We start from the raw sequence: 19,352 nt of genomic DNA on the forward strand, positions 1-19,352 counted from the left end.
CCATGGCGGGGATCGACGCGAAGCTACTTGCGGGGTCTGGGGGGATCATCCCCCCAGCGGGTCCAGGGCAGAGCCCTGGCGGGTGCAGGGCAGCGCCCTGCCGGAGTCCGGGGCGGAGCCCCGGGGTGTGGTCGTCAGCCTGCCAGGGCCACCAGGTCGTAGGTTTTGGTGTCGTCCACGGTGGCGCGCACCATGGCCCCGGGTTTCACGCCGGGGCCGGAGACGTAGGTGACGCCGTCGACCTCCGGGGCCTGGAACCAGGCGCGTCCCACGTGCAGTCCGGGCCATTCGGGGTGCGGGGCGTCCACGAGCACGTCCAGTTCCCGCCCCTGGAATCCTTCCAGCCACTCCTCGGAGATTTCGGCCTGGGCGGCCATGACGGCCTCGCGCCGGGCCTGGCGGGTCTTCATGCCCACCTGTCGGGGCATTGTCGCGGCGGGTGTGCCCTCCTCGGCCTGGAAGGCGAACACGCCCAGGTGGGTGAAGCGCGTCTCGCGCACGAAGCGCAGGAGGTATTCGAAGTGGGTGCGCGTCTCGCCCGGGTAGCCCACGATGAGGCTCGTGCGGATGGCCGCCTCGGGGAAGCGGTCGCGCACGAGGTCCACCACGCGGCGCGGGTCCTTGGCGAAGGGCCGACCCATGGACTGGAGCACGTCCGGGTGGGCGTGCTGGAGCGGGATGTCGAAATAGGGGAGCAGCGGCGGCCCGGCGTCCTTGAGGAAATCCAGGAGCCCCGGCGTGAGCCCGGCCGGATAGAGGTAGAGCAGGCGCAGCCGGGCGAGGCCCTTGAGGGGCAGCAGGGTCTCCAGCAGTCCGCGCAGCCCGGGCTCGTAACCCAGGTCGCGCCCAAAGGCCGTGAGGTCCTGGGCCACGAGGATCAGCTCGCTGCGCCCCGAGTCCAGCAGGTCGCGGGCCTCGGCCTCCAGGTCCCGTACCGGGCGGCTTTTGAGCGGCCCCCGGATGGAGGGGATGGTGCAGAAGCGGCAGGCGTGGCGGCAGCCCTCGCTGATCTTGAGGTAGGCGTAGCTTGGGGGGCTGGTGAGCAGCCGCTTCGGCGCGGCGGCGGGGGCGCGGTCCAGGGCGTTGGCGACGCGCGAGGGCCAGTCGGGGATTTCGTGGGTGGAGAGCCAGAGGTCCACCTCGGGGAGCGAATCCCTGAGCTCCTGCCCGTAGCGGCTGACGAGGCACCCGGCGACGGCCAGCAGCGGCTTGGGGGCGAGCCCGCGCAGGGCCTGGGCCGCGTCGAGGATCTCGGCCACGGACTCCTCCACGGCGGGGCGGATGAAGCCGCAGGTGTTCACGAGCACGAGGCGGGCGTCCTCGGGGCGGTCCACGGGCCTGGCGGGTCCGGGCAGTCCGCCCAGGAGCAGCTCGGTGTCCGTGAGGTTCTTGGGACAGCCGAGGGAAATGGTGTGGACGGCAATGGGGTCTTTCATCGGGGCACCACCCTGAAGATGAGGGGCATGGTGGGGGCGAACCACAGCCTGGCGTCGCCGCGCACGGTGAAGCGCACGAGGGCCTCCTCGCCGGCGGTCTCGAAGGAGACCTGGGCCGGGAGGGCGTGGAGGTCCTTGTCGTTGTCCTGGGGCGTGCCGGGGAACTCGCCCAGGCGGCGCAGGGGCCGGCCCGGGTCTCCGGCGTCCACCTCCAGGAGGTTCTTCGGGCCGAAGGAGGCCACCTTGGGGTGGAAGCCCACATGCACCACGGCGGGTCCGGACGGCTTGCGCAGGGAGAAAGTCACGTAGCCGGACGGGGCGTTTTCGTTCTTGGTCATGGAGAAGAAGCCGCCGAAGCTCTGGGTCACGTCGAGGCCGTCGATGGAGGCCACCTGGAGCGTGAGGCCCTCGGCGGACACGGGCTGGTCGGTGGGCACGGGGTACTCCACCACGGCCCCGGGCAGGGGGCGATAGACCGCGTAGAGCGGGTCGGGAGCGCTTTCGAGCGCGTAGTGGAGGTTGATGACGCTGTGCACCTGCTCGTCGCGGAAGGTGTCGCCCAGAATGACGGCCCCGAAGCGACGCCCGGCGATGTCGCGGTGCAGGGGGGAGCCCGCGAAGCGCCAGTAGCCCACGCGCTCGAAGAACTGTGTCTCGATGGCGTCGAAGGCGACGAGCTTCGGGGTGAACTCCCGGGGGAGCAGCAGGGGCGCGGCCTCGGCGTTGATGAGCACCGGGGGGCCGTCTGGCCGGGCGATCTCCCGGGCCAGGGCCGAGAGGTCCGGCCGGGGGGGCGTGGCGCGCGCGGCCGGGGCGTCGAAGCCCCGGGAGGCGGGCAGGCAGAGCGCCGCCAGCAGTGCGGCCGCCGCGCCCCGGGCCAGCCCCTCGCGGCCGATCGCGGCGGCGGCCACGCCCAGGCGCAGGAAGAGCAGCGGCAGGAAGCCCCAGAAGTAGTTGTCGGCAGCGCCCCAGGTCATCATCAGGCGCACGATGAAGGGGATCTGCACCAGGAGCAGCCAGTCGAGAACGTGGAAGCGCCGCCGGGCCAGGCCCGCGAGCAGGCAGGCGGCCCAGGCGGCCAGGGGCGCGGCGTGGTTGCTCCCGAACTGGATCAGGCGCGGCACGGCGCTCTCCCAGTTGGTGATGCCCGCGTCGGCCGCAAGGCTGGCGGGATACCTGAGCGTGTGGATCAGGAAGGCCCCGCCGGTTTCCCACTGCATGGCCAGGGCCGCCACGCCCAGGAGTGCCCCCGAGGCGCAGGCCGTGAAGAGGCAGCGCCGCCAGAGGGAGCGGTCCCAGACGCAGAGCGTGACCAGGGCCAGGAACACGGGCAGGGTCTGCTGTTTGGTGAGCATGGCCGCGCCCAGGAGCAGCGCGGCGGCCCAGGGCCTGTCCCCCGCGTCGCGGGCGGTGAAGCGCATGGCCCCGAAGTACGCCAGCATCCAGGCCAGCCAGTCCGGCCGGAGGATCACCCCGGCCAGGGTCATCTGGGCCGAGGCGAAGGCCAGCGCGGCGAAGGCCAGGGGCACGGCCCAGGCCCCCGTCTCGCGCCGCCCCCAGAGCGCGACGGCGGCGAAGGTCCCGGCGTAGGGCAGCGCCGTGAGGAGCATGCCCGAGAGGACGGGATCGCCCAGCAGGCGCGTGAGCCCGGCCCCCAGGACGAAAAAGATCGGCGTGTAGAGCGTGGTGAGGAAGGGATACGTCCCCGGCAACGGATAGATGGACTGGCCGTGGGCCGCCAGCCAGATCTTGAGCACTTCGCGCCCGCTGATGAGGGGCGAGACCACCCAGGTCCAGGGCGTCCAGGCGAAATCCAGGGAGAGGTTCCACAGGGCGGCCAGGAGGGCGACGCTCAGGCCCCCGATGGCGGCGGCGCGCGTGAAGGCGCGAAGCCCGGCCAGGGGAGCGCGCGCCAGGGCGATCCAGGCCAGGGCCAGGGCGGCCAGGGGCCAGCCCAGCCAGGGCATGCCCGGGAGCGCGCCCGGCCAGGACAGGGCCAGGAGCGCGCCGACGGCGAGCCCGGCGGAGGTGTCCAAGGGGAGCGTACGCGCGCCGCGCGCGGGCCCGGCGTTGGCGGATGCTGGCATGCGGCTGGGGTAAACGCTTTCGGGCGCGTTGGCAATCGAAGGAGCGCCTGGCGGAGGGCCGCCCGCCCGTGCGCCGTGCCGGAATCGAGGCCCCCCCCGACGAACATTCGGCAGGGAACCCCTCCCCGCCCTGACGAAGCGCCTCTCCGGATTGTCCGGCCCGGGCGTCGCGGGCAGGCCCCGCGCGCCGTGTGTCCGGCGCGCGGGGCCTTGCGGCTTTCCCGGGTTCGCGGCGGCTACTGGGGAGCGCGGCCGAGGTAGTCGGAGATCATGGCGTCGTAGGCGGAGGTGCGGCGGAAAGTGTCCACGGCCAGGTCGCGGCGCAGTGCCAGGGGTGCGTGGAGCGTGCCGTTTGCGGCGTTGGCCGTCAGTTCGGAGGTGACGCGCGCGTAGTGATCGGCCGAGGGCACCACCAGGATGGAGTGCAGGTTTTTGGCGGAGGCGCGCAGCATGGTGGGGCCGCCGATGTCGATCTGTTCCACGGCCTGCTTGAGGTTGGCCCCGGAGGCTGCGGCCTTGGCGAAGTCGTAGAGGTTGACGCAGATGAGGTCGAAGGGCTGGAGCTTGAAGGCTTCGAGGGTCTTCAGGTGCTCGGGGTCGTCCTTGTCGGCCAGGATGCCCGCGTGGATGTGGGGGTGCAGGGTTTTGACGCGTCCGCCGAGCATCTCGGGGAAGCCGGTGACGGAATCCACGGCGGTGACGGGCAGGCCCGCGTCGGCCATGGCCTTTTTGGTGCCGCCGGTGGAGACGAGCTCCACGCCGTGCTGGTGGAGGAAGGCCGCGAATTCGGCCAGGCCGGACTTGTCGGTGACGGAAAGGATGGCCCTGCGGATGGGCAAGAGTTCCATGGCTGCCTCGCTTTTTGGCTTGGCAGTGCCAAAAGACCCGGCGCTTGGCAACCTCTCTTCTTGCTCCGCCCCCCGTTCGAGGAGTTGATTCCCGGTCCGGCCGCCGGGAGCGGACCGGACCGGGAACCAATGGGGGAGGGGAGATTCGGTCGGAAAAGTTTCGGGCCTAGGCGGCCTGGGCCTCCAGGTGTTCCTTGAGCTCGACGGCGCGCGCGTAGGAGGGCTCCTGCTGGAGGATGCGCTCCAGGTGCTCCCGGGCCTCTTCGGGGCGTCCGGCGGTGATGAGGCAGCCGGCCAGGGAGTAGCGGATGTCGTGCTTCAGGGGGTCCACGGCCAGGCAGTCCTCGAGATGGGGCACCACCTCGTCCACTCGGTCCATGGCGTGGCCCAGGCGGATGAGGCTGTAGAGGGCCACCATGTTCTCGGGGTTGTGGTCCAGGGCCTGGGCGAAGTGGCCGAAGGCGGCCTCGTGCTCGCCGCGCTCCATTTCGATGAGCGCCATGCCCGAGAGGGACTTGTCGCTGGCCTCCACGTTGGCTGCCTTGCGGTAGAAGCCGAAGGCCGCGTCAAGATCGCCGCGGTGCACGGCGATGGTGGCCAGCCCCATGTAGGGGTCTGGGTGGATGCCGTTGGAGTTCATGGCCTTGCGGTAGTATTCCTCCGCCTTGTCCAGGTCGCCCATGAACAGGTAGCACTCGCCCAGTTCCTTGTTGATTTCATAATCCAGATGACCGCTCATGACGTTCCCCTCCAGTGGGCGGGCGCGTGCGCTGTCTCCCCCGGCATCGCGCCCATGGTTCGCTTTCGCGTCGGGAAGACCCTCCTGGCTTCCCGTCTCCCCTATCCGACGGCCCTGCCCTGCAAATCGTCCCTCCCGGGGACGGGCAAGCCCGCGGATTCCTCCAAGCAAGTGCCGTGCCAACCTCCGAATCAGGCAATTTCCGCCGTGTGCGAGGCCTGCCTTCGGGAAGGGAGCAGACGGCGTGCCACCCCAGGCCCGGCAAAAAAAGAGACAGCGATTCCAGGATGATGATGTTTTGGAACGGGAGTTGCTAATCCATGGCGGGAGGCGGCCAGGCCCCCCTCCGGGCAACCGGGCAAAAACGGCCGCCCCGCAAGGAGATACGCCATGCCGGACATCTACGGAACCAACACCGACCTGATCGCCAAGGTGCTGGACCTGCGCATCGAGCGTCAAAACCTCGTCATGTCCAACCTGGCCAACATGAACATCCCGGGCTACAAGGCCCGCTCCATCGACTTCGAGGGCGCGCTCCAGGACGCCGTGGGCACCCAGGAGATGAAGACCGCCGTCACCCGCACCAACGCCTCCCACGTGCCTGGCCCCTACAACGTGAACGGCTACCAGGCCGACGTGGTGAAGGAGTTCAAGCCCCGCACCATCTACGGGTCCGACTCCGTGGACCTGGACAAGGAAATGTCGGCCATGGCCAAGAACTCGCTCATGTACAACTCGCTGACCACCGTGATGCAGAAAGGCTTCGAAGGCATCCAGAAGGTCATCATGGACGGAGGCAAGTAACATGGACTTCATGACAGCCCTCGACATCGGCTCTTCGGCCCTCACGGCCCAGCGCACCTACATGAACGTCATTTCCATGAACCTGGCCAACGCCAAGACCACGCGCACCATGGACGGCCAGGGGCCTTACCAGCGCAAGTCCGTGGCCTTGCAGTCCACCCAGGCCACGCCCTTCGGCAAGGCCATGAACGCCGCGCTCACCCAGGAGCTGCAGGGCGTGCGCGTCACGGGCATCGTGGCCGACCAGCGCCCGCCCAAGCAGGTCTACGAGCCCGGGCACCCCGACGCCGACCAGAACGGCTACGTGCAGTATCCCGACATCAACGTGGTGGAGGAGATGGCCAACATGATCCAGGCCACCCGCGGCTACGAAGCCAACACCACCAGCGTGAACACCATCAAGGCCATGTACAACAAGGCCCTGGAAATCGGACGCTAGGAGGTTCGCCATGGCCATCAGCCCCATCGCCCTCAACGCCTACCGCTCCGCCATGGGCCAGACCCAGGGCGGCATGTCCATCCAGAAGCAGGTGGAGGGCGCCGTCGGTTCCGGCGCGCCCCAGACCGGCTTCGTGGACACCCTCAAGAACTCCGTGGCCGAAGTGAACGCCGAACAGCTCAAGAAGGACCGCATGGTGGCCTCCTTCGCCACCGGCGAGAACCAGAACGTCCACGAGCTGATGATCCAGCTCCAGAAGGCCGGAGTGGCCATGTCCATGACCAGCGCCGTGCGCGGCAAGGTCCTCGACATGTACCGCGAACTGGTCAAGATGCCCTTCTAGCCTCCAGGAAGAATAGGAGTCCGCCATGTCCACCGTGATCAAGTCCCTCTGGGATCAGGCCACCCGTTTCTGGTCCGCCCGCACCATGGCCCAGCGCGTCCTCTTCGCGGGCGTGGCCGTCTCGGTGGTGGCCGCCTTCGCCCTGATGATCTTCTGGTTCAACCAGCCCGACTACAAGGTGCTCTTCTCCAAGCTCGGCCAGGACGACGCCAACCGCGTGGTGGAGACCCTGAAGGCCAACAAGATCCCCTTCCGCCTGGAAGACGCCGGCCAGACCGTGCTCGTGCCCGTGGACCAGGTGAGCGAGACGAGGCTGCGCATCGCGGGCGAAGGCAAGCTGCGCGGCGCGGGCCTCGGCTACGAGATCTTCGACGAAACCAAGGTGGGCCAGACCGACTTCGTGCAGCGCATCAACTACCAGCGCGCCCTGCAGGGCGAGCTTTCGCGCACCATCTCGGAGTTCCCGCAGATCGAGAAGGCCCGCGTGCACCTGGTGCTGCCCCAGAAGAGCCTCTTCATCGAGGAGCAGCGCAAGCCCAGCGCCTCGGTGGTGCTCACCCTCAAGAACGGCGCCAAGCTCGAGCCCAAGCAGGTGCAGGGCATCGTCAATTTCGTGGCCATGAGCGTCGAAGGCCTGGAGCCCAGCCGCGTGACCATCACCGACACCTCGGGCAAGATCGTCTACCAGGCCAAGGACGACCAGAGCATCGACGGCCTTACCAGCTCCCAGTTCGACTTCCGCAACAGCTACCAGCTCAACATGGAGCGGCGCATCGAGGAACTGCTCACCCCCATCGTGGGCGGCGGCAAGTCCATCGCCAAGGTGAGCGCCTCCCTGGACTTCGCCCAGCGCGAGATCAAGCGCCAGAGCTTCGACCCCAACCGCACCGTGGTGCGCTCCGAGACCCGCGAGGAATCCTCCACCAACCAGAAGGCCAACGTGGACGGCTCCGTGCCCGAGACCAACTTCCGGGGCGACGGCTTCACCGGCACCCAGAACAAGGTGGACCAGGCCAGCGAGAAGCGCGTCACCAACTACGAGATCGATTCCGAGACCCAGTTCGTGAAACCCGCCACCGGGGAGTTGCAGCGTTTGAGCGTGGCGGTTATCGTGGACTACATTCAGGACCCGAACAGCAAGGAGCCCAAGTTCATCCCCAGGCCCGCCGAGGAGCTGGAGCGCATCAAGCAGGCCGTCTCCAGCGCCGTGGGCCTGGACGCCAAGCGCGGCGACACCATCGAGGTGTCCTGCATGTCCTTCGGCGAGCGCGAGCTCCTCGGCGAGCCCAGCCTCACCCAGAACATGCTGGAATACGCCCAGCGCCTGGGCAAGCCCTTCCTGAACGGTCTGCTGGTGTTCCTCTTCCTGCTCCTGGTGGTGCGCCCGGTGGTGATGGCCCTCATCCGCCCCAAGGTCACCCGCGAGGAGATCGAGCAGATGAGCCGCCTGCCCGAGGCCGAACGGCGCATCGCCCTGGCGGAGGCCGAAGAGGAAGAGACCGAACTGGTGGAAATCTCCAAGCGGCTGGAAAACGCCAAGGTGCTGGCGCAGCAGCTCTTCGAAACCAACACCGACCAGGCCATCCAGATCCTGCGCGGATGGCTCAAGCAGCAGGAGGCCGCGTAAGTCATGGCCCTTTCCGGACCGCACAAGACCGCCGTGCTCTGCCTTGCGCTCGGCGACAAATTCTGCTCCGAGGTGTTCAAGCGCATGGACCGGGGTGAGATCGCACGCATCTCCAAGGCCATGCTCGAGATCGACACCGTGGAGAAGGAAGGCGTCGAAGAGGTGCTCAAGGAGTTCAACGAGGCCATGCAGTTCGGACAGGAAGTGCTGGTGGGCGGAACCGACGCCGTGAAGCGCATGCTCTCCAAGGCGCTCGATTCCGACACGGCCAAGTACATCATGGATTCGCTGGAGCTCAACACGGGGCCGACCCCCTTCCAGGAGCTGGAGAACGTCTCCCCGCGCATCCTGGCCCAGATCCTGCGCAACGAACACCCGCAGACCCTGGCCCTCATCCTGGGCCACCTGCACCCGGACCAGGCCGCCGAGCTGCTCCAGAACCTGCCCTCCGGCGTGCGCGCCGAGGTGCTCATGCGCCTGGCCCGCCTGGAGGCCGTGGCGGAGGAGATGCTCCTGGAAGTGGACAAGGTGCTCCAGAACCAGCTCATCGCCATGGGCGGCAAGGAAGGCAAGAAGGTGGGCGGCATCACCAGCGTGGCCGAAATCCTCAACGCCGTGGACCGCGCCACCGAGGAAGAGGTGCTCTCCGAGATCGAGGAAGAGTCCGCCCAGATGGCCGAAGACATCCGCAACCTCATGTTCGTCTTCGAGGACATCAAGGCCCTGGACGACCGCTCCATCCGCGAACTGCTCAAGGAGGTCTCCAACGAGGAGCTCACCCAGGCCCTCAAGGGCGCTTCCGACGACCTCAAGGAGAAGTTCTTCAAGAACCTCTCCGAGCGCGCCGCCACCATGATCCGCGAAGACCTGGAGATCATGGGCCCCGTGCGCCTGGCCGACGTGGAAGGCGCCCAGCAGAACGTGGTGAAGACCGTGAGGCGTCTGGAGGCCGAGGGCAAAATCGCCATCGGCAGGGGCGGCGGCGATGTCTTCATCTAGCGAGGCCCAGGGAGGCTTCCTGCCCGGCAACGCCCGGGTGGTCATGGGCACGGGGGCCAACGGCCCCGCCGAGATGACCGTGCACGAGATCGAGGGCACCAAGACCAACGTCCTCGACGAGAACACCGAGCTGGCCTTCTGGACCCGCGTGCGCGCCAAGGCCCAGGCCAAGGCCAAGGATATCATCGGCCAGGCCATGGTCGAGGCCGAGGAAATGCGCGAGCAGGCCCGCCAGGAGGGCTTCCGGCAGGGGCTCTCCGACTCCCGGGCCGCCTGCTCCAGCCAGATGGACCAGCTGGGCCAGGCTCTCTCGGGGCTGCTCCAGGGGCTGGAGGCCGACCGCGTCAACCTCTGGGCCAGGCACCGTCAGGAATTCGCCGCCCTGTTGCGCCTGGCCGTGCGCAAAACCCTCCACGTGGAAATCTCCCAGCGCCGCCAGGAGGTGCTGGAGGCCCTGCTCCACCAGGCCGTGGACCTCCTGGACACCCGCCAGGGCTTCACCGTGATGGTCCACCCCGGCGACGAGGAAGCCGCAGCGGCGCTGCTCAAGGCCGCGCGCGAAGCCAACCACGCCCTGGGGCCCTGGCGCGTGAAGGCCGACCCCTCCCTGGAGGCGGGCGGCGTGCGCCTGGAGTCCCACGCGGGCATGGTGGACAACACCGTGGACAGCCGCTTCGAACAGATCGCCGAACTCCTGGATCGCGTGGAATTCACCGACGGCGAGGGAGCGCCCTGAGCGTGGAAGCCCCGGCCTGCATCTCCTTCCTCGATGGCTTCGACCCCGTGCGCACCTACGGCAAGGTGAGCAAGGTGGTGGGGCTCATCGCCGAGGGCAAGGGCATCAAGGCCCCCCTGGGCGCGGTGTGCCGCCTCATGAGCGGAGAGCCCGGGGACAAGGGCGTGCCCGCCGAGGTGGTGGGCTTCCGCGACGACGCCTGCCTGCTCATGCCCTACGGCGAACTGCGCGGCATCAGCCAGGGCTGCCTGATCCAGAACACGGCCACCCCGCCGCTGATCCCCGTGGGACGCCGCTTCCTGGGCCGGGCCATCGACGCCTTCGGCATCCCCATCGACGAGAAAGGCCCCATCGACCCGCGCCGCTACTACCCCCTGCACGCCGACCCGCCCTCCCCGCTCTCGCGCCCGCGCATCAGCGAGCCCCTGGACGTGGGCGTGCGCGCCATCAACGGCCTGCTCACCCTGGGAAAAGGCCAGCGCGTGGGCATCATGGCGGGCTCGGGCGTGGGCAAGTCCACGCTCATGGGCATGATCGCGCGCAACACCAAGGCCGACGTGAACGTCATCGGGCTCATCGGCGAGCGCGGCCGCGAGGTGCTGGAATTCATCGAGAAGGACCTGGGGCCGGAGGGCCTGGCGCGCAGCGTCCTGGTGGTCGCCACCTCGGACCAGAGCCCCCTGGTGCGCATGCGCGCGGCCTACGCGGCCACGTCCATGGCCGAATTCTTCCGCGACCAGGGCGCGGACGTGATCCTCATGATGGACTCGGTGACGCGCTTCGCCATGGCCGGGCGAGAAGTAGGCCTGGCCGCCGGGGAGCCGCCCACCACCCGGGGCTACACCCCGTCGGTCTTCGCGCACCTGCCCAAGCTCCTGGAGCGCGCGGGGCGCAGCGCCTCGGGCTCCATCACGGGCATCTACACCGTGCTCGTGGACGGCGACGACTTCAACGAGCCCATCGCGGACTCCACCCGCTCCATCCTGGACGGGCACATGGTGCTCACCCGCGAACTGGCCGACCAGGGGCACTTTCCGGCCATCGACGTGCTCAAAAGCATCAGCCGCCTGCGCTCCGACGTGACCCCCAAGGCGGCCCTGGACGCGGGCCGGGCCATGATCCGCATGCTGGCCACCTACCGGCGCGTGGAGGACATGGTGAACATCGGGGCCTACCAGGCCGGGGCCAACCCGGAGATCGACCAGGCCCTGCGCATGATCGGCCCCATCCGCGACTACCTCCAGCAGCAGGTTTCCGAAGCCGAAACCCTGGAAGGCAGCTTCGCCCGTCTCCAGGCCCTGGTGGCCGGGGCGTGACAGGATCCACGCCCCTCCATTGACCCCATCCCCATCGGCCTGCCTCTCTGCAGTCCCTGTCTCTTGCCCAGTCCGGCCTCCGAACCCTTTGATCGACTCGCGCGCCTTGCTTTGCGCCGTCACCTAAGGCATGCTTGGATTAATGGCCCAGCAGCTTGTTGAACAATCCTCGCTGGCTGCGTTGCAGGGCAAAAGCCAAACCCTCACGGATGAGAAATTCGCTTCGGGCTTGGTTTTTTCCTGCGCCTTGCCAACGAGTTTTTTGAACAGGCTGCAAGAATCGACTTTGTCAACGGGCTGCTAGGGGCTGGGTAGCGATCCCGAATGCTGATGATCGCCACCGCAGACGCTGAATGCGACCTTGTCGGGATGATGCAATCGCCAACGAGATGTTTCCAGGAGTGCACGAGTTGGAAGTCTTCACTACCGGAAGAAACAGCCGTCCCAGCAGAGAAGCAGCCGTAACCATTGTCTCCGCCAACTACCTGAGCCACGCTGCGACCCTGTGCCGATCGTTCAAACGGTTCCATCAGGAAACGGATTTCGTCATCATCCTCGTTGACGATGTGCCCGATGACGTCATCGAACTGTTCGCGTGCGACGCGCTGCTGATTAAAATCGCGCAGATCTCCATCCCTGACTTCTCACGGATGATCTACCGGTACTCCATCATCGAGCTCAACACCGCAGTCAAACCTTTCGTACTGAGCAGACTATTCGAGTGGATGCAGTACGAAAAGATCATCTATCTTGACCCTGACATCGAAGTATTCAGCCCCCTGGAGTTGGCCTACTCGGCGCTCGACGCGCACTCCATAGCACTCACTCCCCACATTACGCGCCCCTATTCAGACTACAACGCGCCCAGCGACAGGTCCATATTGCTCAGCGGCGTCTACAACCTCGGATTCCTGGGGATCAACAACAGCATCTCGGCCCACAAACTTCTGGAATGGTGGAAGGAAAAGCTCTTCACGGACTGTGTCGTCGACACATCCAACGGCATCTTCGTCGACCAGCGATGGTTCGACCTCGCCCCCTGCTTCTGCCCGGACCATGCGATCATCTTCGATCCGGGGTACAACGCGGCATACTGGAACCTTCACGAACGCAGGATTTCCCAGAGAGATGGCACGTGGTACGTTGGAAACACTCCCTTGGTGTTTTATCATTACTCCGGCTTTTCCCCTCATGTTCCATGGGAGGTGTCCAAGCATCAGAACAGGTTCAGCATGGAGGACCTGCCGGAGATCGAAATCCTTTCCCGGTCCTACATGGAACAGCTGATCGGCAACGGGTTCAGATTCTCCAGCAGCATCCCGTATGCTTTTGAAATGCTTCCCAACGGGACGCGACTCCCCATGCGCGTAGTGCGCGACGTCATGCAATGGGCCTCGCGCAACAGGATCGACACGCCGGACCCGCTCCGCGAGCCCGACCGGTTTTGCGGGTTCCTGATGTCGCGAGGCCTCGTCCCCGACAATCCGGACGCTATCCTGCTCTACCACTTCCTCCTGCTGGGCCGCAGGGATCTGGCGGCGACATTCCCGGGCGCGCTCACCGACAGCAACGATCCGGCCTTCCGTCAATGGTTGAAAAGTGACTGCGCCGAGAAGGAACAGCTTACGGACATTGCCGAGTTTGAACGGGATGACTCCATACGGGACTACATCAGGGATGCCTTCGATCGTCTTCGCGATGCCCAGCGCACCGATGTGTTCCGACACTTCGCGAGTTTTTGGACCGACGAGCGTGTCTTCGACGACTTTGCCGAATGGTTTTCCACCTATGGTTCAACGGAAATGAATTTCACCGTGGAACACTCGGAGCGCCTCAAGAGTGCGTATCGAAACATCACCAAGATCCTGAACATCTACATTTCAAACAGTGAAGTCCAGACAACGCATCCGGACATCACCTTGCCCGACGGGCAGGCCCTCTTCATTCGCTGGCTAGGGCTCAACAGCCACCGCCTGCACCTGACCCAGGAAGACATCAGCCTGTTCAACGAATACCTCGGCGACAACACCACGCTCGTACGACGGATCATGTTCCTGTACAATCATACAGGCTTCGCATCGGGAAAACTGACGCAGCCGAGCGTTTACGACGTGCGCAGAAGGTGCAGGGATTTACATCTCGAAAAGCACACACATGAACTCAGCGCGTGGCTTATGCGCGACGAACGCATCGAGCCCATCGACCATTACGCCGCCTTCTTCAAGAAGGACATTGACAGTCTCGATGACCCCAGGGCTTGTTACGTTCCGGACATGTCGCCGGAGCGCAACAACGCCTTCTGGCGTTCCTGCCGTGACGCGGCACGACCAGCCGACGGGATCATCAAGGTCAATTTCGCTGGCTACCTCAACGCTCCGACCGGAATGGGCGAATGTTCCCGAAGCATCGCGCGGGCGCTGGGCCAACCGCACATCCGCCTGCGGGAATTGACGCTCCCAAGCCACCACACGCTGCCCGCGCCCCCTCCCGCGCATCCGTTCCTCTACGGATGGCCGCAAGGCTACGCCGACATATCACTTACCGTGGCCAATGCCGACGCATGCCCTTCAGTCGCCAGGTTCCTGCCCGAAGTCTATCGGGCCAGACGCAACATCGGATACTGGATGTGGGAGTCCGCCGCGCTCCCGCGTCGCATGGCGAAAGAGCATGCCGCGTACGACGAGATCTGGACGGCAAGCTCCTACTCGGCGAGAGCAATCGCGGACTCCACGGGGAAAGCAACCGGGGTCGTGCCTATTTCGCTCAACTTCGAGGAGATCGCCCGTGCCCGGGCGGACCGTTCACGCTTCGGGTTGCCGGAACACTCCACACTGTTTGGGTTCATGTTCGACCCGAACAGCGTGCTGGAGCGCAAGAATATCCGCGCCGTGATTCGAGCCTTTCGCTCCAGTTTCCGCCCTGACGACAACTGCCATCTCGTCCTCAAGGTGAACGGAACGGCTCGCGGCAATTACGAATACGAATCGTTGCGCGCCATGGCCGACGATCGCGTCCTCTTCACGGAATGCGTTCTCAGCCGCGAACACACTTTCGACTTTCTCAAGAGCCTCGACGTGTATGTCTCGCTCCATCGCTCTGAAGGTTTCGGCTTGACGTGCGCGGAGGCCATGGCTCTCGGACTGCCCGTCATTGCGACGGGATACTCGGGCAACCTCGACTTCATGGACTCGACCAACAGCATCCTGGTCCCCGTGAACATCATCGAGACGGATAGAGCCTACGGCCCCTATCCCGCAGGCACGGTATGGGGAGACCCTGACGCCACATCCGCCGGCATGGCCATGCGGGCTCTGCTCGCTCCAGACAAGCGCAGGGTTCTTGGCGCAATCGCCCGCCAATCGATCGCCCAAACCCTCAGCCCCGACAGGATTGCGGACATCTTGCGCTCCAGGCTTGCGCCGCACGTTGCGAACAACTGGCCGGCAAAACCTTGACCACACGCATTGCCGGAGCCCACGTCACGCCCCGCACAGCCAACATCGATGACGCCGCCTGAGCGGATTACCTTCGCGTCAACGCACTATGAGGGAACGTCCCATGGCACCTTCACATAATCCTCCCTTCAAAATCGAACTTAACAAAGACTGTGAAAGCCTTTTCACCAAGCTTCATCTTTGCATCGTGGACAAGGATGTCCACGCCAACTATCTATCCTCCCTGCCCATCCAGGGTGTCGTCGCCCCGAAATCCGGCTTTCCCGTCCGGGTTTTCGTCACCTGCCAGGGGATCCCGGTCGGCACCAAGCGATTCACGGACCACAGACCCGACATCCTTGCGAAATTCGAGTTGGAGCATGTCAGCTACAATCCCTTTTTTCACATCAGGATCAACACGCTCCCGCTTCCCCGGTCGTTCCGGATAGATCTCTGGGTCGACATCATGACCGACGGCGAGGTTCAGCGGATACGGCTGTGCAGCATCTGCGGCACACTGAACAACATCGAGCCGATGACCATCAGGAGCCGCCACTCGCCCATCCTGGTCTCAGGGATCGGCCGCAGCGGCACCAGCCTCCTGATGTCCATCTTTGATGCGCACCGCTCCATCCTGGTGCCGGGCAAATTCCCCTTTGAATACCGGCAGGCGACCTATCTGTGGCATGCGCTCAAGGTCATCACCAGCCCGGCCAACCACAGCGACTCTATGCACCCAGACGGCTTTGATTCCGACCGTACGCAGAGCATCGGCTACAATCCGTATGTCGACAGAGCGTACGACAAAGCTTACAATATGCACTTCGTTCCCACATGGCAGGACGAATGCTTTCCCATCGAACTCATCAACTTTACCAAGAACGCTGTCGACCAGTTCATCGATGCCGCTTCGCAAGACAAGGTCAAGCCATTTCAAAAAATGTTTGCCGAGAAAACAAACTTTTCTTCAATCAACAACCTCGTTCTCAATATCTACGAAGATGCACGACAGATCATTCTCATCAGGGACGTGCGGGACAGTTTCGTATCGGCACGATCGTTCAACAAGAAACGGTGCACGTCTTCTTTTGGATTCAACGGCAAATCAGACATTGACGTTCTTGCAAGCAGAGTTCATGCAGTCAACATGATGATGGAAGCCAAGAATAATCAATCGCCGAACATCGTACTCGTTCGCTACGAAGATTTGGTGAACGACTTGCATGGCACCCTGAACAAACTTTATGCCCACCTCAGCATAGAGTACGGCGACAGCGACCACCAAGCCACGCTTCAATACCTCGCATCCAACACGGAAACATTCTCGAACCACAAGACATCAAAAGACACCCATAGTTCAGTCGGGCGATGGCGAAAAGACATGACCGATGAGGAGATAGCGTTCAGCAACGAACACTTCAACCAATTCCTGGAAGCCTTCGGCTACCCGCTGCGTTGAATCAATCGGCCTGAACCTCCCCCTACACCACCTGCGCGCGCCTTCCCGTCGGCTTCGACCTGATCGGGGCAGCCTGCCATCTCCCCGTCATGACGCGCAAGCTTCGTTCGCCGGACGCCGGAGCCGTCACTCGCGTCAAAGCCCCGTCCCGCGCTCCCGCAGGACATCGGTGGGGTGCAGCGTGTAGCGTGTGCAGGCCAGAGCCCTGGCCGCCGGAGGCCTCATCGACGACTATCACCGTCACCCGGGCGCTACCGCCGCGAAAAGCGAAGGCCCCCGTCCGGCGATGCCGGGCGGGGGCCTTTTGATCCTTCAGGCAACGGTCCGGCCGGCTAGCCGATCACCACGTTCACCAGCTTGCCGGGCACGTAGATCACCTTGCGCACGGTCTTGCCCGCGATGTGGCGGGCCACGTTCTCCTCGGCCAGGGCGGCCTGTTTCACGGCCTCCTCGGCGGCGTCGGCGGCCACTTCGATCTTGCCGCGCAGCTTGCCCAGCACCTGCACCACCACGGTGACGGTGTCGGTGGCCAGGGCGGCGGGGTCGTGAGCTGGCCAGGGCTGGTCGGCCAGGAGGGTCTTGTGGCCGATCATCTCCCAGAGCTCCTCGCACACGTGCGGGGCCATGGGCGAGAGGGCGGCCAGCAGGGTGTTCACGGCCGAGGAGACGGGGCGCGGGTCTTCGGCGCGCAGGGCCTCCACGTTGGCGAAGAGGAAGTTGACCAGCTCCATGATGGCCGCGATGGCGGTGTTGAACTGGAACTGGCCCTCGATGTCCTTGGCCACCTTGGCCACGGTGGCGTGCTCGCGGCGGCGCAGCTCCTTGGCCAGGGGCGAGAGGGCCTCGGGGTCCTGGGCCAGGCAGGGGCCGGTGGGCTTCACGATACCGGCCAGCTCCTCGGTGACCAGGCGCCAGAGCCTGGAGAGGAAGCGGGCAGCGCCCTCGATGCCCGAATCGGACCATTCCAGGTCCTTCTCCGGGGGGGCGGCGAAGAGCATGAACACGCGCACGGTGTCCGCGCCGTAGCGGGCCACCATCTCGTCGGGGTCCACCACGTTGCCCTTGGACTTGCTCATCTTGGCCCCGTCCTTGATGACCATGCCCTGGGTGAGCAGGTTGGCGAAGGGCTCCGCGTGGCTGACGTAGCCCAGGTCGCGCAGGGCTTTGACGAAGAAGCGCGAGTAGAGCAGGTGCAGGATGGCGTGCTCGATGCCGCCCACGTACTGGTCCACGGGGGACCAGTAGCGCACGGCTTCGGGGTCGAAGGGCGCGGTGTCGTCCTTGGGCGAGCAGTAGCGCAGGAAGTACCAGCTGGATTCGAAGAAGGTGTCCAGGGTGTCGGTTTCGCGCCGCGCGGGGCCGCCGCAGGCGGGACAGACGGCGTTCACGAATTCGGGGCAGTCGGGCAGGGGGGAGCGGCCGTCGTCGCGCACCTGGATGTCCAGGGGCAGGCGCACGGGCAGGTCGGACTCCTTGACCGGGACCACGCCGCACTTCTCGCAGTAAACCATGGGGATGGGCGCGCCCCAGTAGCGCTGGCGCGAGACGTTCCAGTCCCGCAGGCGGTAGTTGACCGCGCGCGTTCCCTTGCCGGAGGCTTCCAGCCAGTCCGCGATGGCGATCTTGGCGTCGCCCGAGTCCTTCCCGGTGAAGTCTCCGGAGTCGCGCAGCAGGCCCGGCTCGGTGTAGGCCGCCGTGAGGGCGTCCGCGTCCAGGGTCTCTCCCCTGGGCTCGATGACCACCTTAAGGGGCAGGCCGTACTTCTGGGCGAACTCGAAGTCGCGCTGGTCGTGGGCGGGCACGGCCATGACCGCGCCGGTGCCGTAGCCCATGAGCACGAAGTTGGCCAGGTAGATGGGCATTTTCAGACCCGTCACGGGGTTGACGCAGTAGCTGCCCGTGAACACGCCCTCTTTTTCGAGGTCGTCGGCCTGGCGCTTGATGCGGTCCATGTTGCGGATCTTCTCGATGAAGGCGCGGGCTTCGTCCTCCTGGGGCTTGCCCTGGATGAGGCGTTCGGCCAGGGGGTGCTCGGCGGCCAGGGACATGAAGGTCGCGCCCCAGAGGGTGTCCTGGCGGGTGGTGAAGACGCGCACCGCGCCCTCGCCCTCTTCCAGGGGAAAGTCGATCTCGCAGCCCACGGACTTGCCGATCCAGTTGCGCTGCATGGTGAGCACGCGCTCGGGCCAGCCGCCCGAGAGGGTCTCCAGGTCGGCCAGCAGCTCGTCGGCGTAGGCGGTGATGCGCAGAAACCACTGTTCGAGGTCTTTCTGTTCCACCTCGGAGTCGCAGCGCCAGCACTTGCCGTCCTCCACCTGCTCGTTGGCCAGCACGGTGTGGCAGTCCGGGCACCAGTTCTGGGGCGAGTTCTTGCGGTAGACCAGGCCCTTTTCGTAGAACTTGAGGAAGAACAGCTGCTCCCAGCGGTAGTATTCGGCGTCGCAGGTGGCCAGCTCGCGCTCCCAGTCCAGGGAGTAGCCCATCTTCTGGAGCTGGGCGCGCATGTTGTCGATGTTCTCGTAGGTCCACTTGGCGGGGTGGAGCTTACGCTTGATGGCCGCGTTCTCGGCGGGCAGGCCGAAGGCGTCCCAGCCCATGGGGTGGAGCACGTTGAGCCCCTGCATGCGCTTGATGCGCGCCACCACGTCGCCGATGGTGTAGACGCGCACATGCCCCATGTGGATGCGCCCCGAGGGATAGGGGAACATCTCCAGCACGTAGTAGCGGGGTTTGGAGGGATCGGCCTCCACATGGAAGTGGCGGCCCTGCGTCCAGCGGGACTGCCACTTGGATTCGATGGCGAGAGGATCGTACTTTGTCATAGAGAAATTACCCGGCCTTTCTGGCTTTATGGCAAAAGAACGCTTCTTACAGACGTCCAGAAAATCTTTAGGATTGTAAGTCACCAAAAACGAGAAGTCGCTGTGGTGCACATCTATTATGCTGCATATTATCCAATCGACCAGGCTTTTCCTTGCACCACCATCAAACAATGCCCTGAGCGCTCTCTCCCTGAATGGGGAGTCATCAAATTTCACAACCCTGCCATCGACTATATATTTCTTCAGTTTGTCCAGGTAATATG

The 19,352-nt window shown here is 65.2% G+C and carries 15 protein-coding genes; 10 read left to right on the top strand and 5 right to left on the bottom strand.

Translation table 11 applies throughout. The annotated features are described in order from the left end of the window. Positions 1–134: 134 nt before the first annotated feature. From rimO to ACV4UX_RS00445, 4 genes are all read right to left on the bottom strand, one after another. On the bottom strand, positions 135–1,436 hold the full coding sequence (gene rimO / locus ACV4UX_RS00430) for a 30S ribosomal protein S12 methylthiotransferase RimO (RefSeq protein WP_491591368.1): 1,302 nt from the start codon (positions 1,434–1,436) through the stop codon (positions 135–137). Then, the gene (locus ACV4UX_RS00435; protein ID WP_491591369.1) at positions 1,433–3,523 is read right to left on the bottom strand and encodes a hypothetical protein; all 2,091 of its coding nucleotides are present in this window, start codon (positions 3,521–3,523) and stop codon (positions 1,433–1,435) included. The genes rimO and ACV4UX_RS00435 overlap by 4 nt, the downstream gene beginning before the upstream one ends. A 236-nt stretch (positions 3,524–3,759) precedes the next feature. Continuing rightward, positions 3,760–4,371 (bottom strand): IMP cyclohydrolase, encoded by a 612-nt coding sequence (locus tag ACV4UX_RS00440; RefSeq protein WP_491591370.1) that lies wholly within the window; start codon positions 4,369–4,371, stop codon positions 3,760–3,762. Positions 4,372–4,537: 166 nt separating this feature from the next. After that, positions 4,538–5,110, bottom strand: a complete 573-nt coding sequence (locus ACV4UX_RS00445; protein ID WP_491591371.1) for a tetratricopeptide repeat protein — start codon at positions 5,108–5,110, stop codon at positions 4,538–4,540. Between the two features lie 390 nt (positions 5,111–5,500). On the opposite strand from ACV4UX_RS00445, the gene flgB reads away from it, so the two are divergent. The 10 genes from flgB to ACV4UX_RS00495 all read left to right on the top strand — a co-directional run bounded on the left by flgB (position 5,501) and on the right by ACV4UX_RS00495 (position 16,267). Next, positions 5,501–5,914 (top strand): flagellar basal body rod protein FlgB, encoded by a 414-nt coding sequence (gene flgB / locus ACV4UX_RS00450; RefSeq protein WP_491591372.1) that lies wholly within the window; start codon positions 5,501–5,503, stop codon positions 5,912–5,914. A gap of 1 nt (position 5,915) precedes the next feature. Beyond that, positions 5,916–6,353, top strand: coding sequence for a flagellar basal body rod protein FlgC (gene flgC, locus ACV4UX_RS00455; protein ID WP_491591373.1), 438 nt, complete (start codon positions 5,916–5,918; stop codon positions 6,351–6,353). 10 nt (positions 6,354–6,363) lie between these two features. Next, positions 6,364–6,696 carry a flagellar hook-basal body complex protein FliE gene (gene fliE / locus ACV4UX_RS00460; protein WP_491591374.1) on the top strand — a complete coding sequence of 111 codons (333 nt, stop codon included), beginning with the start codon at positions 6,364–6,366 and terminating at the stop codon, positions 6,694–6,696. A 25-nt stretch (positions 6,697–6,721) separates the two neighbouring features. Continuing rightward, complete coding sequence (gene fliF, locus ACV4UX_RS00465; RefSeq protein WP_491591375.1) at positions 6,722–8,323, top strand: flagellar basal-body MS-ring/collar protein FliF; 1,602 nt, start codon at positions 6,722–6,724, stop codon at positions 8,321–8,323. Between the two features lie 3 nt (positions 8,324–8,326). Further along, complete coding sequence (gene fliG, locus ACV4UX_RS00470; protein WP_173083100.1) at positions 8,327–9,322, top strand: flagellar motor switch protein FliG; 996 nt, start codon at positions 8,327–8,329, stop codon at positions 9,320–9,322. Next, positions 9,309–10,058: a FliH/SctL family protein gene (locus ACV4UX_RS00475; RefSeq protein ID WP_491591376.1), complete on the top strand. Its 750-nt coding sequence runs from the start codon at positions 9,309–9,311 to the stop codon at positions 10,056–10,058. Before fliG ends, ACV4UX_RS00475 begins: the two co-directional genes overlap by 14 nt. Continuing rightward, positions 10,055–11,374 carry a FliI/YscN family ATPase gene (locus tag ACV4UX_RS00480; RefSeq protein WP_491591440.1) on the top strand — a complete coding sequence of 440 codons (1,320 nt, stop codon included), beginning with the start codon at positions 10,055–10,057 and terminating at the stop codon, positions 11,372–11,374. The genes ACV4UX_RS00475 and ACV4UX_RS00480 overlap by 4 nt, the downstream gene beginning before the upstream one ends. A gap of 142 nt (positions 11,375–11,516) precedes the next feature. Continuing rightward, complete coding sequence (locus ACV4UX_RS00485; protein ID WP_491591377.1) at positions 11,517–11,678, top strand: hypothetical protein; 162 nt, start codon at positions 11,517–11,519, stop codon at positions 11,676–11,678. Between the two features lie 106 nt (positions 11,679–11,784). Beyond that, complete coding sequence (locus ACV4UX_RS00490) at positions 11,785–14,829, top strand: glycosyltransferase (RefSeq protein ID WP_491591378.1); 3,045 nt, start codon at positions 11,785–11,787, stop codon at positions 14,827–14,829. 187 nt (positions 14,830–15,016) lie between these two features. Then, on the top strand, positions 15,017–16,267 hold the full coding sequence (locus ACV4UX_RS00495; RefSeq protein WP_491591379.1) for a sulfotransferase family protein: 1,251 nt from the start codon (positions 15,017–15,019) through the stop codon (positions 16,265–16,267). A 332-nt stretch (positions 16,268–16,599) separates the two neighbouring features. On the opposite strand, the gene leuS is transcribed toward ACV4UX_RS00495, so the two are convergent. Next, positions 16,600–19,089, bottom strand: a complete 2,490-nt coding sequence (gene leuS, locus ACV4UX_RS00500) for a leucine--tRNA ligase (protein ID WP_491591380.1) — start codon at positions 19,087–19,089, stop codon at positions 16,600–16,602. Positions 19,090–19,352 lie beyond the last annotated feature (263 nt).

The sequence above is a fragment of the Fundidesulfovibrio sp. genome, assembly GCF_058402725.1.